Origin of the sequence: Nonomuraea polychroma (assembly GCF_004011505.1) — a bacterium.
Classification (GTDB): Bacteria; Actinomycetota; Actinomycetes; order Streptosporangiales; family Streptosporangiaceae; genus Nonomuraea; species Nonomuraea polychroma.
In genome coordinates this window covers 3,989,930-4,004,526 of the sequence record NZ_SAUN01000001.1, presented here as the reverse complement: position 1 = coordinate 4,004,526, position 14,597 = coordinate 3,989,930, and the positions used below count along the sequence as shown (strand labels likewise).

18 protein-coding genes are annotated in these 14,597 nt (G+C 69.7%); 12 read left to right on the top strand and 6 right to left on the bottom strand.

Annotated elements, in window-relative coordinates; all coding sequences use genetic code 11:
• The first annotated feature begins 159 nt into the window (after positions 1 to 159).
• The 3 genes from EDD27_RS18220 to EDD27_RS18210 are packed head-to-tail and all read left to right on the top strand — an operon-like array spanning position 160 to position 2,805.
• Positions 160 to 834, top strand: coding sequence for a response regulator transcription factor (locus EDD27_RS18220; protein ID WP_164903675.1), 675 nt, complete (start codon positions 160 to 162; stop codon positions 832 to 834).
• Positions 835 to 841: 7 nt separating this feature from the next.
• A complete protein-coding gene (locus EDD27_RS18215) occupies positions 842 to 2,314 on the top strand; it encodes a sensor histidine kinase (protein ID WP_127933497.1) in 1,473 nt (490 codons plus the stop codon).
• The gene (locus tag EDD27_RS18210) at positions 2,311 to 2,805 is read left to right on the top strand and encodes a hypothetical protein (RefSeq protein WP_206641485.1); all 495 of its coding nucleotides are present in this window, start codon (positions 2,311 to 2,313) and stop codon (positions 2,803 to 2,805) included. Before EDD27_RS18215 ends, EDD27_RS18210 begins: the two co-directional genes overlap by 4 nt.
• Before the next feature lie 241 nt (positions 2,806 to 3,046).
• On the opposite strand, the gene EDD27_RS18200 is transcribed toward EDD27_RS18210, so the two are convergent.
• Positions 3,047 to 3,793 carry an ABC transporter permease gene (locus EDD27_RS18200; protein ID WP_241564104.1) on the bottom strand — a complete coding sequence of 249 codons (747 nt, stop codon included), beginning with the start codon at positions 3,791 to 3,793 and terminating at the stop codon, positions 3,047 to 3,049.
• A 139-nt stretch (positions 3,794 to 3,932) separates the two neighbouring features.
• Here EDD27_RS18200 and EDD27_RS18195 point away from each other — a divergent pair, with 139 nt between their 5' ends.
• Positions 3,933 to 4,724 (top strand): arsenate reductase/protein-tyrosine-phosphatase family protein, encoded by a 792-nt coding sequence (locus tag EDD27_RS18195; protein ID WP_127933495.1) that lies wholly within the window; start codon positions 3,933 to 3,935, stop codon positions 4,722 to 4,724.
• Positions 4,721 to 5,128 carry a VOC family protein gene (locus EDD27_RS18190; protein WP_127933494.1) on the top strand — a complete coding sequence of 136 codons (408 nt, stop codon included), beginning with the start codon at positions 4,721 to 4,723 and terminating at the stop codon, positions 5,126 to 5,128. The genes EDD27_RS18195 and EDD27_RS18190 overlap by 4 nt, the downstream gene beginning before the upstream one ends.
• Here the strand turns inward: EDD27_RS18190 and EDD27_RS18185 are convergent.
• Both EDD27_RS18185 and EDD27_RS18180 read right to left on the bottom strand, forming a co-directional pair.
• Complete coding sequence (locus EDD27_RS18185; RefSeq protein WP_164903674.1) at positions 5,112 to 5,957, bottom strand: class I SAM-dependent methyltransferase; 846 nt, start codon at positions 5,955 to 5,957, stop codon at positions 5,112 to 5,114. The genes EDD27_RS18190 and EDD27_RS18185 overlap by 17 nt on opposite strands.
• Positions 5,958 to 6,158: 201 nt before the next feature.
• Positions 6,159 to 6,791 (bottom strand): TetR/AcrR family transcriptional regulator, encoded by a 633-nt coding sequence (locus tag EDD27_RS18180; RefSeq protein WP_127933492.1) that lies wholly within the window; start codon positions 6,789 to 6,791, stop codon positions 6,159 to 6,161.
• Positions 6,792 to 6,851: 60 nt separating this feature from the next.
• Here EDD27_RS18180 and EDD27_RS18175 point away from each other — a divergent pair, with 60 nt between their 5' ends.
• From EDD27_RS18175 to EDD27_RS18155, 5 genes are read left to right on the top strand one after another with little or no spacing between them, the layout of a single operon-like run.
• Positions 6,852 to 7,142: an antibiotic biosynthesis monooxygenase gene (locus EDD27_RS18175; protein ID WP_127933491.1), complete on the top strand. Its 291-nt coding sequence runs from the start codon at positions 6,852 to 6,854 to the stop codon at positions 7,140 to 7,142.
• Between the two features lie 55 nt (positions 7,143 to 7,197).
• Positions 7,198 to 8,112: an ABC transporter ATP-binding protein gene (locus tag EDD27_RS18170; RefSeq protein WP_127933490.1), complete on the top strand. Its 915-nt coding sequence runs from the start codon at positions 7,198 to 7,200 to the stop codon at positions 8,110 to 8,112.
• On the top strand, positions 8,105 to 8,869 hold the full coding sequence (locus EDD27_RS18165) for an ABC transporter permease (RefSeq protein ID WP_127933489.1): 765 nt from the start codon (positions 8,105 to 8,107) through the stop codon (positions 8,867 to 8,869). The genes EDD27_RS18170 and EDD27_RS18165 overlap by 8 nt, the downstream gene beginning before the upstream one ends.
• Positions 8,866 to 9,663, top strand: coding sequence for an ABC transporter permease (locus tag EDD27_RS18160; protein ID WP_127933488.1), 798 nt, complete (start codon positions 8,866 to 8,868; stop codon positions 9,661 to 9,663). Before EDD27_RS18165 ends, EDD27_RS18160 begins: the two co-directional genes overlap by 4 nt.
• A 32-nt stretch (positions 9,664 to 9,695) precedes the next feature.
• On the top strand, positions 9,696 to 10,067 hold the full coding sequence (locus EDD27_RS18155) for a DoxX family protein (protein ID WP_127933487.1): 372 nt from the start codon (positions 9,696 to 9,698) through the stop codon (positions 10,065 to 10,067).
• A gap of 254 nt (positions 10,068 to 10,321) precedes the next feature.
• On the opposite strand, the gene EDD27_RS18150 is transcribed toward EDD27_RS18155, so the two are convergent.
• Positions 10,322 to 10,669 carry a tyrosine-type recombinase/integrase gene (locus EDD27_RS18150; RefSeq protein ID WP_127933486.1) on the bottom strand — a complete coding sequence of 116 codons (348 nt, stop codon included), beginning with the start codon at positions 10,667 to 10,669 and terminating at the stop codon, positions 10,322 to 10,324.
• A gap of 296 nt (positions 10,670 to 10,965) precedes the next feature.
• Positions 10,966 to 12,096: an MFS transporter gene (locus tag EDD27_RS18145; protein ID WP_241564103.1), complete on the bottom strand. Its 1,131-nt coding sequence runs from the start codon at positions 12,094 to 12,096 to the stop codon at positions 10,966 to 10,968.
• Between the two features lie 161 nt (positions 12,097 to 12,257).
• On the opposite strand from EDD27_RS18145, the gene EDD27_RS18140 reads away from it, so the two are divergent.
• Both EDD27_RS18140 and EDD27_RS57810 read left to right on the top strand, forming a co-directional pair.
• On the top strand, positions 12,258 to 12,839 hold the full coding sequence (locus EDD27_RS18140) for a TetR/AcrR family transcriptional regulator (RefSeq protein ID WP_127933485.1): 582 nt from the start codon (positions 12,258 to 12,260) through the stop codon (positions 12,837 to 12,839).
• A 137-nt stretch (positions 12,840 to 12,976) separates the two neighbouring features.
• The gene (locus EDD27_RS57810; RefSeq protein WP_206642154.1) at positions 12,977 to 13,201 is read left to right on the top strand and encodes a helix-turn-helix domain-containing protein; all 225 of its coding nucleotides are present in this window, start codon (positions 12,977 to 12,979) and stop codon (positions 13,199 to 13,201) included.
• A gap of 11 nt (positions 13,202 to 13,212) precedes the next feature.
• Here EDD27_RS57810 and EDD27_RS18130 read toward each other — a convergent pair whose 3' ends face one another.
• Positions 13,213 to 14,469, bottom strand: coding sequence for an MFS transporter (locus EDD27_RS18130; protein WP_241564101.1), 1,257 nt, complete (start codon positions 14,467 to 14,469; stop codon positions 13,213 to 13,215).
• Positions 14,470 to 14,597: the final 128 nt, after the last annotated feature.

Genomic DNA, 14,597 nt, shown 5'->3' with positions numbered 1-14,597 from the left:
CGTTGTCCGCCGCATGTCACCGTTTCTCGACGGCGGCCACCGTGAGCGCGGCGGTGACACAACCATGACACGGCGCGGACGAGGCGGGGACACGGCTGGCCGACAGTGGATGGGGTTGACCGGCGGCGAATTACGGAGCGTGCTGTGAAACTCGGCGGCGTGTCGCGAGTGTTGTTGATCGAGGATGACCCGGCCGTGCGGGAGGGCCTTGAGCTGGCCCTGACCCGGCATGGGCACCGCGTGCGCGCGGTGGAGTCCGGCGAGCAGGGGCTGGACCGGCTGCGTACGGACCTTCCCGACGTCGTCGTGCTCGATCTGATGTTGCCTGGCATCGACGGGTTCGAGGTCTGCCGCCGCATCCGAGCCGCCGGTGAGGTACCGATCATCATGCTGACCGCGCGCGGCGACGACATTGACGTGGTGGCCGGGTTGGAGGCGGGCGCCGACGACTACGTGGTCAAGCCGGCGCAGCCCAGGGTGCTCGATGCACGCATTCGCGCGGTGCTCCGGCGGATCGGCCGGGACCAGGCGGAGCTGGAGCGGCACGGGGACCTGACCATCGATCGGGCCGGGCTGGTGGTCGCCAAGCGCGGCGTGCCGGTCAGCCTCGCCCCGACCGAGCTGCGCCTGCTGCTCGAGCTCTCCGGCACGCCGGGCCGGGTGCACAGCCGCCAGCAGCTGCTTGAGTCGGTGTGGGAGCACGGGTATTTCGGCGACTCGCGTCTCGTGGACGCGTGCGTGCAGCGGTTGCGCGCGAAGATCGAGGACGACTCGGCGGCGCCCGTCTACGTGCAGACGGTGCGTGGGTTCGGGTACCGGTTCGGGCCGGTGTGAGCCGCCGGTGGCACCTTGGCCGAGCCTGGGGCTGCGTGCCCGGCTGTTGTTCGCCTTCGCGCTGCTGTGCGTGGTCACCGCGGCGGCGGTGGCCGGCGGGAGCTACGTCCAGGCCCGCAACGCCATCCTGAAGAGGACCCAGGATGCCGCGGTGCAGGCGGTGACGAGCCGCCTGGAGGCGCTCTACCCGTTGCGGAGTGCGACGCCGGGCCCGGCCGAGCTCGACGAGATCGCCACCGCCGCGGCCGATCAGAACAGCTTTGCGGTCGCCGTCTACCGCGAGATGCACTCGCCGCTCGCCCCGCCGCGGTGGCACTGGACGCCGGGCGGGAGGGCGCCGGTCTTGGATCTCGGGATGATTTCACCGGAGTTGCGGCAAGTGGTGGCCGGCGGCAGTACCGCATGGCAACGTGTGGTGTGGGAGGGCGAGCCCAACCTGATCATCGGCACGCCGTTGCTGATCATCGGGCAGGACCGGACGACGCGAGTGTCCGGCATCGAGGTCTACACCGTGCGCAGCCTGCTTCCCGAACAGCGCAGCATCGACGGGCTCGCCGCATCCGCATGGCTCACCGGCGGGGCGGCCTTGGCGTTCGCGGTCGTCCTCGCGTTGCTGGCCACCCGTGGCGTGCTGCGGCCGGTGCGCGAGCTCGGTCGGGCGGCACGCCTGCTGGGCGAGGGTGAGATGCGGACCAGGATCGCGGTCCGCGGCTCCGATGAGCTGGCCGACGTGGCACGCACGTTCAACAACACCGCCGCGGAGCTGGAACGGCATGTCAAGCAGCTGCGCGAGATGGAGGCCGACGCCCGCCGGTTCGTGGCCGACGTGTCCCACGAGCTGCGCACCCCGCTGGCCGCGCTCGCCGCGGTCGCCGACGTCCTGGACGAGGAGGCGGCCCGGCTGCCCGAGCCCGCCGGCAGGGCCGCCAGGCTGGTCAGCCAGGAGACGCTCAACCTCACCGCTCTGGTGAACGACCTCATCGAGATCAGCAGGTTCGACTCCGGCGTCGCGGCCCTCGCGCTGAACGAGGTCGACGTGGCCGAGCTGGTGCGCGCGACCTTGCGCGTTCGGGGCTGGTCGGAGCTGGTGCACACCGAGCTTGCCCCCGCGGTGACGGCACGGCTGGACCCGCGCCGAGTGGACGTCATCCTCGCGAACCTGGTCGGCAACGCCCTGCGGCACGGCGAGCCGCCGGTGTCGGTACGGCTTTGCGCCGACCCGCACTGGATCGCTCTCGAGGTCCGCGACCACGGAGCGGGGCTGGACGAGGCGGTGCTGCCGCACGTGTTCGACCGGTTCTACAAGGCCAGCGCGGCCAGGGCCAGGTCCGAGGGCAGCGGCCTGGGCCTCGCCATCGCGCGGGAGAACGCGCGCCTGCACCGAGGCGACCTCACCGTCACCAACGCCCCGGACGGCGGCGCCATCTTCACGCTTCGCCTGCCACGCCGGGCACACGATCCGGACGGGGGCCCCGAGTGAGAGCCGGGCTCGCCCGCCGCGTGCTGGCCGCGGGCCTCGTATCGCTCGTCGCCGCGGCCGGCTGCGGCGTGCGACCCAGCGACGTCATCGAAGCCGGCGACCCGCCGAGCGGACGCGTCGCACCAACCACGACGATCACCCTCTATCTGGTGAAGAACGGCCGACTCAGCGCGGTAACGCGGCCCGGGCCCGGTGGTCGTCCACTGTTCCAAGCGGACACGCTCGCGCTGCTGGCAGCCGGACCCACCGCGGAGGAACAGGCGCACGGATTCACCACCGACGTCCCGCCTGAAGCCGGCCCGTTCTCGGTGACCGCCAAGCCGGCAGGCCACTTGGCGGTGACGATGTCCACTGCGGCCGGCGAACTGTCCACACTGGCCGTCGAGCAGATCGTGTGCACGGCCGCCGCCACGGCGCCGGAAAGCATCGCCCAGGTCACCGTCGTCGGTGCAGGGCAGAGCGTCGGCCCCCGGAGCTGCCCGGCTCGGTAGCCCAGGTGGCCGCGATACGCGAGCACTTCCTCCAGGGGCTGCGCGAGCGGGACCCGGGCACCGGGCTCGCTGCCGTCCAAATCGTCGCGGTCCACTGGGCGCTGGCGCAGGACAACGCCGAACGCCTGGCGTACGGGGAGCCGGCCGACGAGCGCCATCCGGGTGCGGTGGCTGACGCGGAACATGCGTTCGCGCTGCTGGAGAACGGATTGCGGCACCCGACGCCGCAGCAGTCAGCCAGTCACTGGCGGGCGAAACGACCGCGGGCGACCAGCTCCACCGTCACCAGGATCGCCGTGGCCTCGGCCGCCAGCAGTGCCACGAGAACCACGAGCTGTACGATCCCCGCTTCGATCGGGCTCGCCCCGCCGATCAGCATGCCCACGAACGCCCCTGGCAGGGTGACCAGTCCCACGGTCCTGGTCTGGTCGAGGGCCGGCACCAGCGCTTGCGCAGCGGCCGGACGGCAGATCTCCAGCGCGGCGTCGCGTGGCGTGAACCCCAGAGACAGTGCCGCCTCCACCTCGCCTTTGCGCTGGACCAGCTCGTCCGTCGCCCGCCTGCCGGCCAGGGTCGTGGCCGTCAGGCAGCCGCCCAGCAGGATTCCCGCGATGGGGATGACGACGATGCCCTGCGTGGAGATCGCCCCGCTGACCAGCAGGATGGCCAGCACCGGCACGGTGCCCGCCGCGATCGGCACCCCGGCCCACCACAGCTCCCGGCCGACCGCGATGCGCCGGCCCGCCGTGAAGGTGGCGACGCCGTACATCAGGAGGATGAACGCCGCGACCGCCGCGGAGTAGGCGACGACCCAGGCGATCACCACCGACACCACGCCGAGCTGCAGCGCCGCCCTGAGGCAGGCGGTCACCACGGCGTTGCGATGGCCCAACCGGCCTGTCCAGGCCACGAGCGCGCCGAACGCGACCAGCAGGACCAGGACAACGGGCAACCACGACGTGAGGGAGATCAATGATGAGCTACGCACGGCAAGCAGTCTCCCGCACCTCGCATAGCGGCCTTGGGGCGGGAGCCGGGGCGGTGGCGTGCCTGCGTTCACCTTGTCCGCGTGAGAATCCATCAAATGGGCTTGATGCATCAAACCAGTTCGATGTATGTTCGTGAGCATGACACGGTCGGGTCATGGCTCCATCCCGCCGGCGTTCGTCCGGCTGGCCGGTCACCCGCTGCGCTGGCGGCTGCTGACCGAGCTCGCCGACAGCGACTACCGGGTCCGCGAGCTGGTGACACGGGTCGGCCAGCCGCAAAACCTGATTTCCTACCACCTGCGACTGCTGCGCGACGGCGGGCTGGTCACCGCCACGCGCAGCAGTTTCGACGGCCGGGACAGCTACTACCACCTGGATCTGGACCGCTGTGCGGACGCGCTGAGAGACAGCGCCGCCGCGTTGCACCCGGCGCTGCACCCGCAGGCCGCGCCACCGGTCCCTTCGGACGACCAGCTGTCCCCGCGCATCAGCGTGCTTTTCGTCTGCACGGGCAACAGCGTCCGCTCACCGATCGCCGAAGCGCTGCTGCGCCACCACACCGCCGGCCGCGTGACCGTGACCAGCGCCGGCAGCCGGCCCAAGCCCCGGCTGCATCCCGAGACCGTACGGGTGCTGCGCGAGGAATTCGACATCGACGTCTCCGGCCAGCGCCCCCGGCACCTGGACACGGTCGCCGGCCACAGGTTCGACCGTGTGATCACCCTGTGCGACAAGGCCCGTGAGGTCTGCCCGGAGTTCTCTCACCACCCGCGCCGGGCCCACTGGAGCATCCCCGAGCCGTCCACGGCCGGCGACAGCGGCCCGGCCGGCTACCCCCCCTTCGAGCGCACCGCCGCAGAGATCAACACCCGCATCCGGCATTTGCTGCCCGTCCTTGCCGCTCCCAGCCATCAGGAGGCTCCGCTGTGACCGCACCCGACCACTACGCCAGCGTCCGTTACCTCGTTGACGACGTTCAGGCCGCCATCGACTTCTACACCACCCATCTCGGCTTCACGCTGAAGACCAGCGCCGCACCCGCCTTCGCCGACGTGGTCCGTGGCCCGCTGCGGCTGCTGCTGTCCGGACCCGCCAGCTCCGGCGCCCGGGCCACACCCGACGAGGCCAACACCGCCGGCCGCAACCGTATCCACCTCACCTTCGACGACCTGGACACCGAGATCGCCCGGCTCCGCGACGCCGGCCTGTCCTTCCGCAGCGAGGTGATCGCCGGGCCCGGCGGACGTCAGATCCTGCTCGCCGACCCCGCCGGCAACCTGATCGAGCTGTTCCAGCCGGCCCAGCGGACCGATCCGCTCACGAACGCCTCGTAGACCGCCGTTCCGATGTCGCCTCGGCCTTGCGGCCCCCTCCAGGCGCTGGACGCCTGGGCCGCCTGGCGACCAGCACCTCGGTCACCAGCACCTGTTCCCACCGGCCTGCCGGGTTGTCGGCGAGCAGCGCCTCTCGCAGCGCGTCGACGAAGGCGGGCAGCTGGTCGCCCAGCCGCGCGGGGGAGCTGTAGGAGTAGGAGAGCTGGAGCCCGATCAGCGCGTCTGCGTCCCAGGTCAGCCGCCGCGCGAAAACTCTGGACTCCACGTCACTGAAGGATGAGGCGGCCAGCACGTCGCGGTGGTGCTCGCCGGTGGCGTGAAAGGAGTTGGCGGCCGTGTGGATGTCGAGGCCGAACTCCTCGCACACCCGCCGCTCGACGGGCTGCCACGGCTGCGCGGCCGGCTGCCACGGCTCTCCCGGCTGCCTCGCCGGGCCGATCACCGCCACCGCGCTGCCGGGCGGCAGCAACTCCTCCAACTCCGCCAGAACGGCCCTGCGGTCCATCCAATGGAACGACCGGCCCATCACCACGTGGTCGAACGGCGGCAGCGCCCGCAGCGTGGTCGAGTCGCCACGCACCCACGCGATGTTGGTGACGCCCCCGGCCAGGCGCCTGCCCTCGGCGAGCATCTCCTCCGCGGGGTCCACGGCGAGCACCGTCTTGACCTTCCGGGCCAGCGGGACGGCGATCGTTCCCGGGCCGCAACCGAGATCAAGGACCCGGCCGCCCGCCTCGAATGCTCGCGCGAGGTGCCCGATCGTCGCCTCGCCGTAGCCGGGGCGGTATCTGGCGTAGTACAGCGCAGCGCCGCCGAACAGATCCTCCACGGTGGGACCATAGACGATCTCCAGCAACTCTGCGGGTACGTGGTCGCTCGCCTCGAGGCCCGTTCCATGGGGCTGCCCGGCATGACGACGCTGGCCCGGTTCGTGGCCCGAGTGCGTGATGAGGCCTACGAGCGGTTGTGGCAGACCATGCATGACCTACTCGCGTCGAGCACCCGGTGGTGCGGCGGCTGGCCACGATGCTTAGTCTGAGCAGAGTTGAGCGTGCAGGGTCTGGAAGGCCCACCGCTCCCAGCGCTCGCGCGGCCAGCCGCGTTCGTGCACGAGCAGCAGATACAGTTCGGGGCTGAGCAGGCCGTAGAGCAGGTCGGCGGCCTCCGCCACCGGCATGTCCGCCGGCGCGCCGGGCTTGCCGACCAGTGCTTTGGCCGCCCGCTGCTGGACGACGTAGCGAGGGTCGACGTCGTGCGGCCACAGTGCGGCGACCTCGGGGTCGCTCGCGGCCGCCGCGTCCAGCATTTTGCCGATCGGCGCGACCCGCTCCAGGACCGAGGTCGTGCCCGTGACGTAGGCGTGCAGTATGTCCTGGACGGTGCCGGCCGCCAGCGCGTGGGTGAACCACGGCCGGTCCATGGTGGCTACCGGCTTGTCATCGCCCGCGATCGTCACGTCGACCAGTTCCTTCAGCAGGGCGCGCTTGTTGCCGCAGACGAAGTAGATCGTCTGCACCGCGACCCCGGCCCTGTCGGCGACGTCCTGCAGGTTCGTCGCGCCGTAGCCGTCCTGCACGAACAGCTCCAGTGCCGCCGCCAGGATGCGCCGGCGGGTCTCTTGCGCCTTCTGCGCCCGCTTGCTGGGCCGCTTGACATCGCTCATAGCTAGAGTCTATCTCTAGACTCGTTCACTAGAAGTCACATCTAGAGATGAGGGCTAGTAATGCCGGTCATCACCGTCACTCGTTTCCAAGCCGATCCCTCTGACGCTGAGGAGCTCCGGGCCAGGCACGCCGCACTGGTGTCGGCGACCAGGGCGGCCTTCCCCGGGCTGACCGAGGCGCGCCTCGGCCGGATCGATGAGTCCACATGGGTCGGCGTCTGGCGCTGGGACTCGGCCGCCAGCCTGCAGGCGGCCCGCCAGGCGGTGCCCGGCGGCGCCGTGGCTGCCGCGGCCTTCGCGCTGACGCGCGAGGCCACCGTGGACGACATCGACGTCCTGGACGAGCACTGATGGCATCCCCGGCCCCGCAAGTGGGCCGGGCCTTTCCCCCGATTGAGGAGATGTCGTGATCGAGATTGACGCGTTGACCAAGGTGTACGGCGCGGCACAGGTCCGGGCGGTCGACGAGGTGTCCCTGCGCGTCGACGCCGGAACGGTCTTCGGCTTCCTGGGCCCCAACGGCGCCGGCAAGACCACCACCATCAAAATGCTGGCCGGACTGCTGACCCCCACCTCGGGCCGGGTCCGGCTGGGCGGCTTCGACGTGGCCCGGCAGCGTCCGTCCGCGATGGCACAGTTCGGCGCCGTGCTGGAAGGCTCGCGCAACGTCTACTGGAGCATGTCGGCCTGGCAGAACCTGATGTACTTCGGCCGGCTCAAAGGCCTGCGCAAGGCCCAGGTCGCCGAGCGCGCCCAAGATCTGCTGACCGATCTGGGGCTGTGGGAGCGTCGCCACGACAAGGTCGGCAGCTTCTCCCGGGGCATGCAGCAGAAGGTCGCAATCGCCGTCGCCCTGATAGCCGACCCTCCGATCGTCCTGCTGGACGAGCCGACGCTCGGCCTGGACGTCGAGGCCACCCGTACCGTCAAGAACTGGATCGCCGAGCAGGCCCGCGAGCTCGGCACCACCATCCTGCTCACCACTCACCAGCTGGATGTGGCCGAGGAGCTGTGTGACCGGGTGGCCGTCATGCGGCAGGGGCGGCTCGTGGCTGACCTGCCCACGCGGGAGCTGCTGGCACGCTTTCGCGAACGCGACCGGTACGAGATCCGCGTCGAGGGAGCGGCGCCGCCTGGCTTCGACGCTGTCAGCCGCGACGGCGTCACCACGATCAGCGTGCGGGTGAGCGATCCGAGCGAGGTGTATGAGGTAGTTGAGCGGCTGCGCGCGCAGGGAGCCGTCCTGGAGTCGCTGATGCAGGTGCAGCCCGATCTTGAGGACGTGTTCCTCGCTTTGGTGAGCGAGCCACCCCATGCATGAGGTCCTGCGCGCGGAGATCGGCAAGGGCCTGCGCGTTCAGCTCGCGCACCCGGCCGGACATGTGATCACGCTGTTGATCAGCACCATGATGTACCTCGGCCTGCAGTTCGTCCTGGGCCAGGGCGAACTGCGGCAGGACCTGCTGCCGCAAACCCTGGTCGCGATCGGCGGCTACTGGTTCCTGCAGTACGCCGGCCTGGTGATGGTGGCCGACCTCATCGAGGAGAAACGCGCGGGCACCTTCACCCAGTCACAGATGAGCCCGGCGCCCCCGTGGCTGCTGATGCTCGGCCGGCTGATCACCGCCTCGGTGTTCGGGCTGGCCGTGGCCGCCGTCGCCGCTCTCGTCCCGATGCTCTTGGCCCAGATCGCAATCCCCTTGCGCTGGGCGGCGCTCCTGCCCGCCGCGCTCCTCGTGGTCAACGCGCTGGCCTTCACCTTCTTGCTGGCAGCCCTCGCCCTGGTCTCCCCGATGATCGGCGCCCTGCAGTCGCTGTTCACCTCGCTGGTGCTGCTGCTCAACGGCTCGTTCCTGCCGCTGAACCTGTATCCGGACTGGCTGGCCGCAGCGGCCAGACTCCTGCCCACCACGCTGGGCATCGAGGCGCTCACCCAGACGCTGTTCGAGGGCCGCACCCTGGCCGAGGTCTGGACCGGCGGCGCGCTGCCCTGGCTGCTGGCCCACACCCTCGTACTCACCGCCGTCGCCGGCCTGCTGTTCGTCCGCAACCACCGACGAGCCCTGGAGTCGTCATGACCTTCGTCCGCGGATTCGCCGCCGAAGTCCGTAAGGGCCTGCTCAACCTGCTCGCCGGATGGCGCGAAGCCCTGCTGGAGATGATCACGTTTCCGCTGTTCTACCTGCTCATCGTGCTGTTCATGGGACGCGGGCAGCTGCGTGCGGATCTGCTCCTGCCGGTGCTGCTCGGCATGGTGGCGCTGACCTTCATCCACGAGCAGGTCAACCGGGTGTTCTGGAGCTACCTGGGCGACATCCAGTCCGGCGTACTGGAACAGACCTACCTGACCCCGCTGCCCTCGGCCGCGAGCATCCTCGGCCGCCAGGTCGCCGCCGTGATCGCGGCCGTGCCCACCGCGCTGGCCGTCCTGGCCACCGGCGCTGTCGCCATCACCCTCCAGGGCGGGCGGCTGCCTGTCGACGCGCAGGTGATCGTACCGTTGGCCGCCATCGTGCTGGGCACCTGCGGGCTCGCGCTCATCTTGTGCGGCCTGACCTTGGTGTTCAAACGCATCGAGATCATCACCCAGGTGTCCGTGGCCGTCTACGCCATCGCGGGCGGCACCCTGGTCCCCCTGGCCGCCATGCCCGACCCGATCGCCTTCCTCAGCCGGCTGGTCGTCCCCATCGCGCCCGGTATCGAGGCGATGCGTGACATCCTGCTCGGCGGGCATTCCCTCGCCGCCCTCCCGACCGGCTGGGGTCTCGGCTGGCTGCTGGCCCAGCCGCTGCTCATCACGGCGGTCGGGGTGGTCCTGTTCAACCGGCTCGAAAATCTCGCCCGACACCGCGGCACCCTCGGCCGCTACTAGGCCAGGAACCTGAAGGAAAGTGAGCAACTGACGTGAATGTGTTCCTGTGGGTACTGCAGGCCGTCCTGGCCGCTGTCTTCGGCCTGGCTGGGATCATGCATGCCACCCAGACCAAGGAGAAGCTGCACCCCATGGCGCCCTGGGTGGAGGACTTCACCCTCACCCAGATCCGCCAGATCGGCGCGGTCGAACTGCTCGGCGCCCTCGGTCTGACCCTGCCCGCCGTCACCGGCATCGTCCCTGTCCTCACCCCGCTGGCCGCCGCCGGCCTGGCCGTCACCATGCTCGGCGCCGCCGCAACCCACGCCCGCCGCAAAGAGCCGGCGGCCATCGCCGTCAACGTGGTGCTGTTCGCACTGGCCGCGGTCATCGCCTGGGGCCGCTTCGGCCCCTACGCCTTCTGACCACCTGAACACTTCGAGAGCCGTCACCGCAGGCGGGAGGTGCATCGATGCCGGGGACAGCCAGAACCAGGAGCTCACCATGGCACCACAGAACGTGACCGTGCGCCCCATCGGCCACGTCGTAGAAGGCCGCGGCGAGATGTATGGAGACAAGAGCCGACTTGGACGACCGAACTCATGACCCACCATTACTGAGGCTTCATGCGCAGGCAGGCCTGGCGAAAGCCTTCGGGTTGCGCCAAGGTCCCAAAGAATCACGCCATGCCCCCCATGGCCTGCAAATCCTCGATGTAGCCGGCGGCGATATCGTCGGGTGGGTTGGTGTACACGCGCAGGGAGCGGTCGTTGGCGTGACCGAGGCGGCGCTCTAGTTCGGCACGGTGGTGCCCGGAGCGTTGCGACAGCTGGAAGGCGAAGGTGTGCCGGGCGTCGTGCGGGCGCAGTACGCCGAGCTTGCGACCCGGGTCGGCGGTCTGGGCGTCGTGCAGGCGGCCGCCCCCCAAGGAGAGTGTTGATCGAACTCGGCGACAACCGGCCGTCCGGGCGGGGGCGGTGATGGACGCGACCGAGAGGAACAGGGCGGCCGCCTGCGCGAGTTGCATGATCCGGCCGCCGCTGACGAGGAGGAGTGACCACGATGGGTGAGCCGCGCGAGGACCTGGGCACGATTGGCGCAGCCGCGGGCGCCGACCCCGCCAGGATTACCCGAACATCGTCGTTCACCTACACCGGCGCCAACGTCGAGTTCGTCGACGAGGGCGAGGAGGCGGGCAGGTCATGGTCATGCGGGTGCAGGCCCGCGCGGCTGGTCAACCCTCTAGTTGAATCCGGTCGAACGACATTCAACCTGGCAAACGTGGCCAACGTGATCGCCGCAGATCGGGGAGATGGGTCATCTTCATCTAAGGCTGTCGTTTCGGCGTGCACTCCACACGGCCAGCCCGGCCACCAGGACGAGAACGCCGGCGAGCCATAGGATGCCCTGGAGTGGCAGGGCATCGACGATTGTGCCGCCGGCCAGCGCGCCGAGACCGATCGAGAGGTTGAACACCGCCACCCACAGCGCGGAGGCTTCCTCGACCGCTTGTGGCGCGGCCTTGATCATCCACGTCTGGAGGCTCGTGGAGACCCCGCCGTACACCAGGCCCCAGACGACGAGCAGCGTTAGCCCGCCCGCGGCGGTGAGCCCTGCTATGGGGTAGAGCAGCACGGTCACCCCCAAGGCGGCGGCGATGGTGAGGACCGTCCGATGGAGCCGCTTCGCCACGGCGGCACCCGCGATGAAGTTTCCCGCGACGCCTGCCACGCCGAATCCGAACAGCAGTGGCCCGACGAGTTGCGCGTCAATGCCGGACAGATCCTGCAGCACGGGGCTGATGAACGTATAGGCCGCGAAGTGGCCGGTCACGATCAGGAAGGTCGCCAGGATGCCGACCCGGACGCCCTGGTTGCGGAACTGGTCGGCGAGCCGCCGCAGGCCGACGGGTTGAGCGGCGGTCAACGGTGGCAGCACGGCCAGCAAGGCGACCAGCACGATCAGTGCGAGGGCGCTCAGCGCGCCGAACGCGATCCGCCAGCTCGCCAGCCCGCCGATCATGGTGCCGATGGGGACGCCGAAGACGTTCGCTGCCCCGACGCCGCCGAAGATGATCGCCGTGGCCCGCGGCACGAGCGGGGCGGGGACGAGCCGGACGGCCAGACCGCCGGCGATGGCCCAGAACCCGCCGACCGACACCCCTACCAGCACGCGGGCGGTGATCAGGAGCGGATAGTTCGGGGCCAGGGCGGAGGCCAGGTTGGCGAGCGTCATGAGTCCCATCAAGGCGACGAGCAAGAGCCGGCGATCCATCCTCCCGACGAGTACCGGGACCGATGGCGCCGCTACGGCGGCGACGATGCTGGGGACCGTGACCATCAAGCCCGCCGCGCCCTCAGAGACCGACAGTGCCGATCCGACGGGGGTGAGCAGCCCGATGGGGAGCTGCTCGGCCGTCACCAGGAGAAATGTGCCGAAGGCCACGGCGGACACCGCGATCCAATGATTCCTCGCTGACGCGTCCCGCCCGGTCATCGTAGGGTGCGTTGCCGCCACGTCGATCTCCCCTCTCTCATTCGGGAGCGATCGCTCCCGTACGACGGCACACCCTAATACGGGAACGATCGCTCCACAACATTGGTAGAGTGGCGACCATGGCACGGCCCAGGGAGTTCGACGAGCAAGACGTGATCGCCAAGGCGACCGACCTGTTCTGGCGTCGCGGTTACAACGCCACGTCCGTCCGCGACCTGGGCGCCGAGCTCAGACTCAAGCAAAGCAGCCTGTATCGGACCTTCAACGACAAGCGCACACTGTTCTTGCGGACGCTGGACCACTACCGGGCGACGGAGTCCACGCAAGCCGAAGAGCAGCTCAGCGCCCCCGGCCCCAGCCTCGAGATCCTGCGGGAGTGGTTGACCTGGATGATCAGCCACGAGGCAGGTCGCGGCTGCTTCGTGGTCAATACGGCTGCCGAACTCGGCACCACCGACCCCGACGTCCAGCAAAGGACCGAGGACGCGTTCGAAGTCACCAGGAAAACCCTGGCGTCACTGCTACGCCGCGGCATCCACGACGGCGACCTGCCCGCCGCATTGGACGTCGACGCCGCAGTGGAGCTGCTGTTCACGACGGTGCTTGGACTGCGCGTACGCGAACGCGCCGGACACGACCCCCAACGGCTCGCCACAGCAATCGACTTCACGATCAAAACGCTCGCGACATCTGCGACCTGACCACACCTATCCCGGTCGCGGAGTATCGAGGCACCGGCCGCCCCTGGAGCTCGTCATCGGCTCAGCAGAGCTTCTGAGACGACGCCTTCTCGGAAGTTCACTCCGGTGGTGACTTTCGAGAATCCGTTCCAGGCCGGATCACAAACGCCCGAGACAACTTCGCCAGGCCGGCCAGAGACGGGCACACCAGCGACGAGATCGCCGCCCAACTGTTCCTCAGCCCGCGCACGGTGGAGTGGCACCTCGGCAACGTCTTCGCCATGCTCGGAGTCAGCTCTCGCAGACACCTCCGTTCAGTGCTGTCTCCTCCGAAACCGGGAACGCCGCAGCGTAGCCGGCAGCGGACGACCCATCGTGTGTGAGTCCGCCGCTTCTAGGAGAGCGCGGATTCCGCTGGGTCGCCGACGCCGAGATTCGTGCCGCCCGAAGGCTGGCCCGGTGCTCGTCGCGCGGTGATCGTCATGACAGCGAGTCCGGCCAGGACGATGGCGGCGCCGACGTACAGGGGAGCGGTGTAGCCGAGGCCGGCGCTGATGGCGAGGCCACCGAGCCAGGCCCCCAGCGCGTTCCCGACGTTGGAAGCCGACACGTTGGCACTGGCAGCGAGCGGGACCCCGTTCGCGTAATCGGTGACGCGGGTGATCATGCCGGGGACGCCGGCGAACCCGAACAAGCCAAGCAGGAAGACCAGGACCACCGATGCGACGGGACTGGCGGCCAGTAGCCCGAACGCGGTGAGCGTGACGGCGAGGCCGGCCAGGGAGACGATCAGCGTGCGGTCCCGGTTGGCGTCTGCGGCCCGCCCGCCGCCCACGTTCCCGATCACCAGGCCGCTGCCGTACACGACGAGCAGCCAGGCGACGTCGGTGCTGGAGAAGCCGGTGATCTGGGTGAAGGTGTAGGCGATGTAGCTGAACGCGCCGAACATCCCGCCGTAACCGAGTGCGGTGGCCGCCAGCGTCAGCCAGACCTGCGAGGAGCGGAACGCGCGTAGCTGGACACGCAGCCCGTTCAGGCCGGAAGCCGTCGAGGGATGCGCGCGGTCCACCGCACCGGCCCAGCCCGGCACCAGCGCCGCGATGGCAATCAGGGCGATCACCCCGATCGCGGTGATCGCCCAGAATGTGGCGCGCCAGCCCCAGCGTTCGCCGACCAGGGCGCCGAACGGAACGCCCAGGACGTTGGCGAGTGTCAACCCGGCGAACATCACCGCCACCGCCCTCGACGCCCGCTCGGCCGGAACCATTCGCCGTGCGACGAGCGAGCCGATGCCGAAGAACGAACCATGGCACAGGGCGGCGACGACGCGTCCGAACAGCATCATCGGGTAGCTGGGTGCGACGGCGGACAGGAGATTGCCGACGACGAACAGCGCCACTAACCCGATGAGGACCGACTTGCGGGACATCCCGCTGGTGGCGGCGGTCACCACGATGGCGCCGACCGCGACGCTCAGCGCGTATCCGGAGATCAGCCATCCTGCTGCGGCTTCGGACACGGCCAGGCTCCGGCTCACCTGGGGAAGCAGGCCCGCGATCACGAACTCGGTCAGGCCGATCCCGAAACTGCCGAGGGTCAGAGCGATGAGCCCGACGGGCATTCGCCGGCTGCCGGTTGCCTGAATTCTCACCCGAACATCATCCACTGGGACACGAGCCGACCGATCGCCGACCCCTGTCGCGCCCGTGCCGGCCGCCGACCACCGCCGATGGACGCCGAAGCGGGCTGGGCCGTGCTCGCGTGCGCCCATGGTGCCGG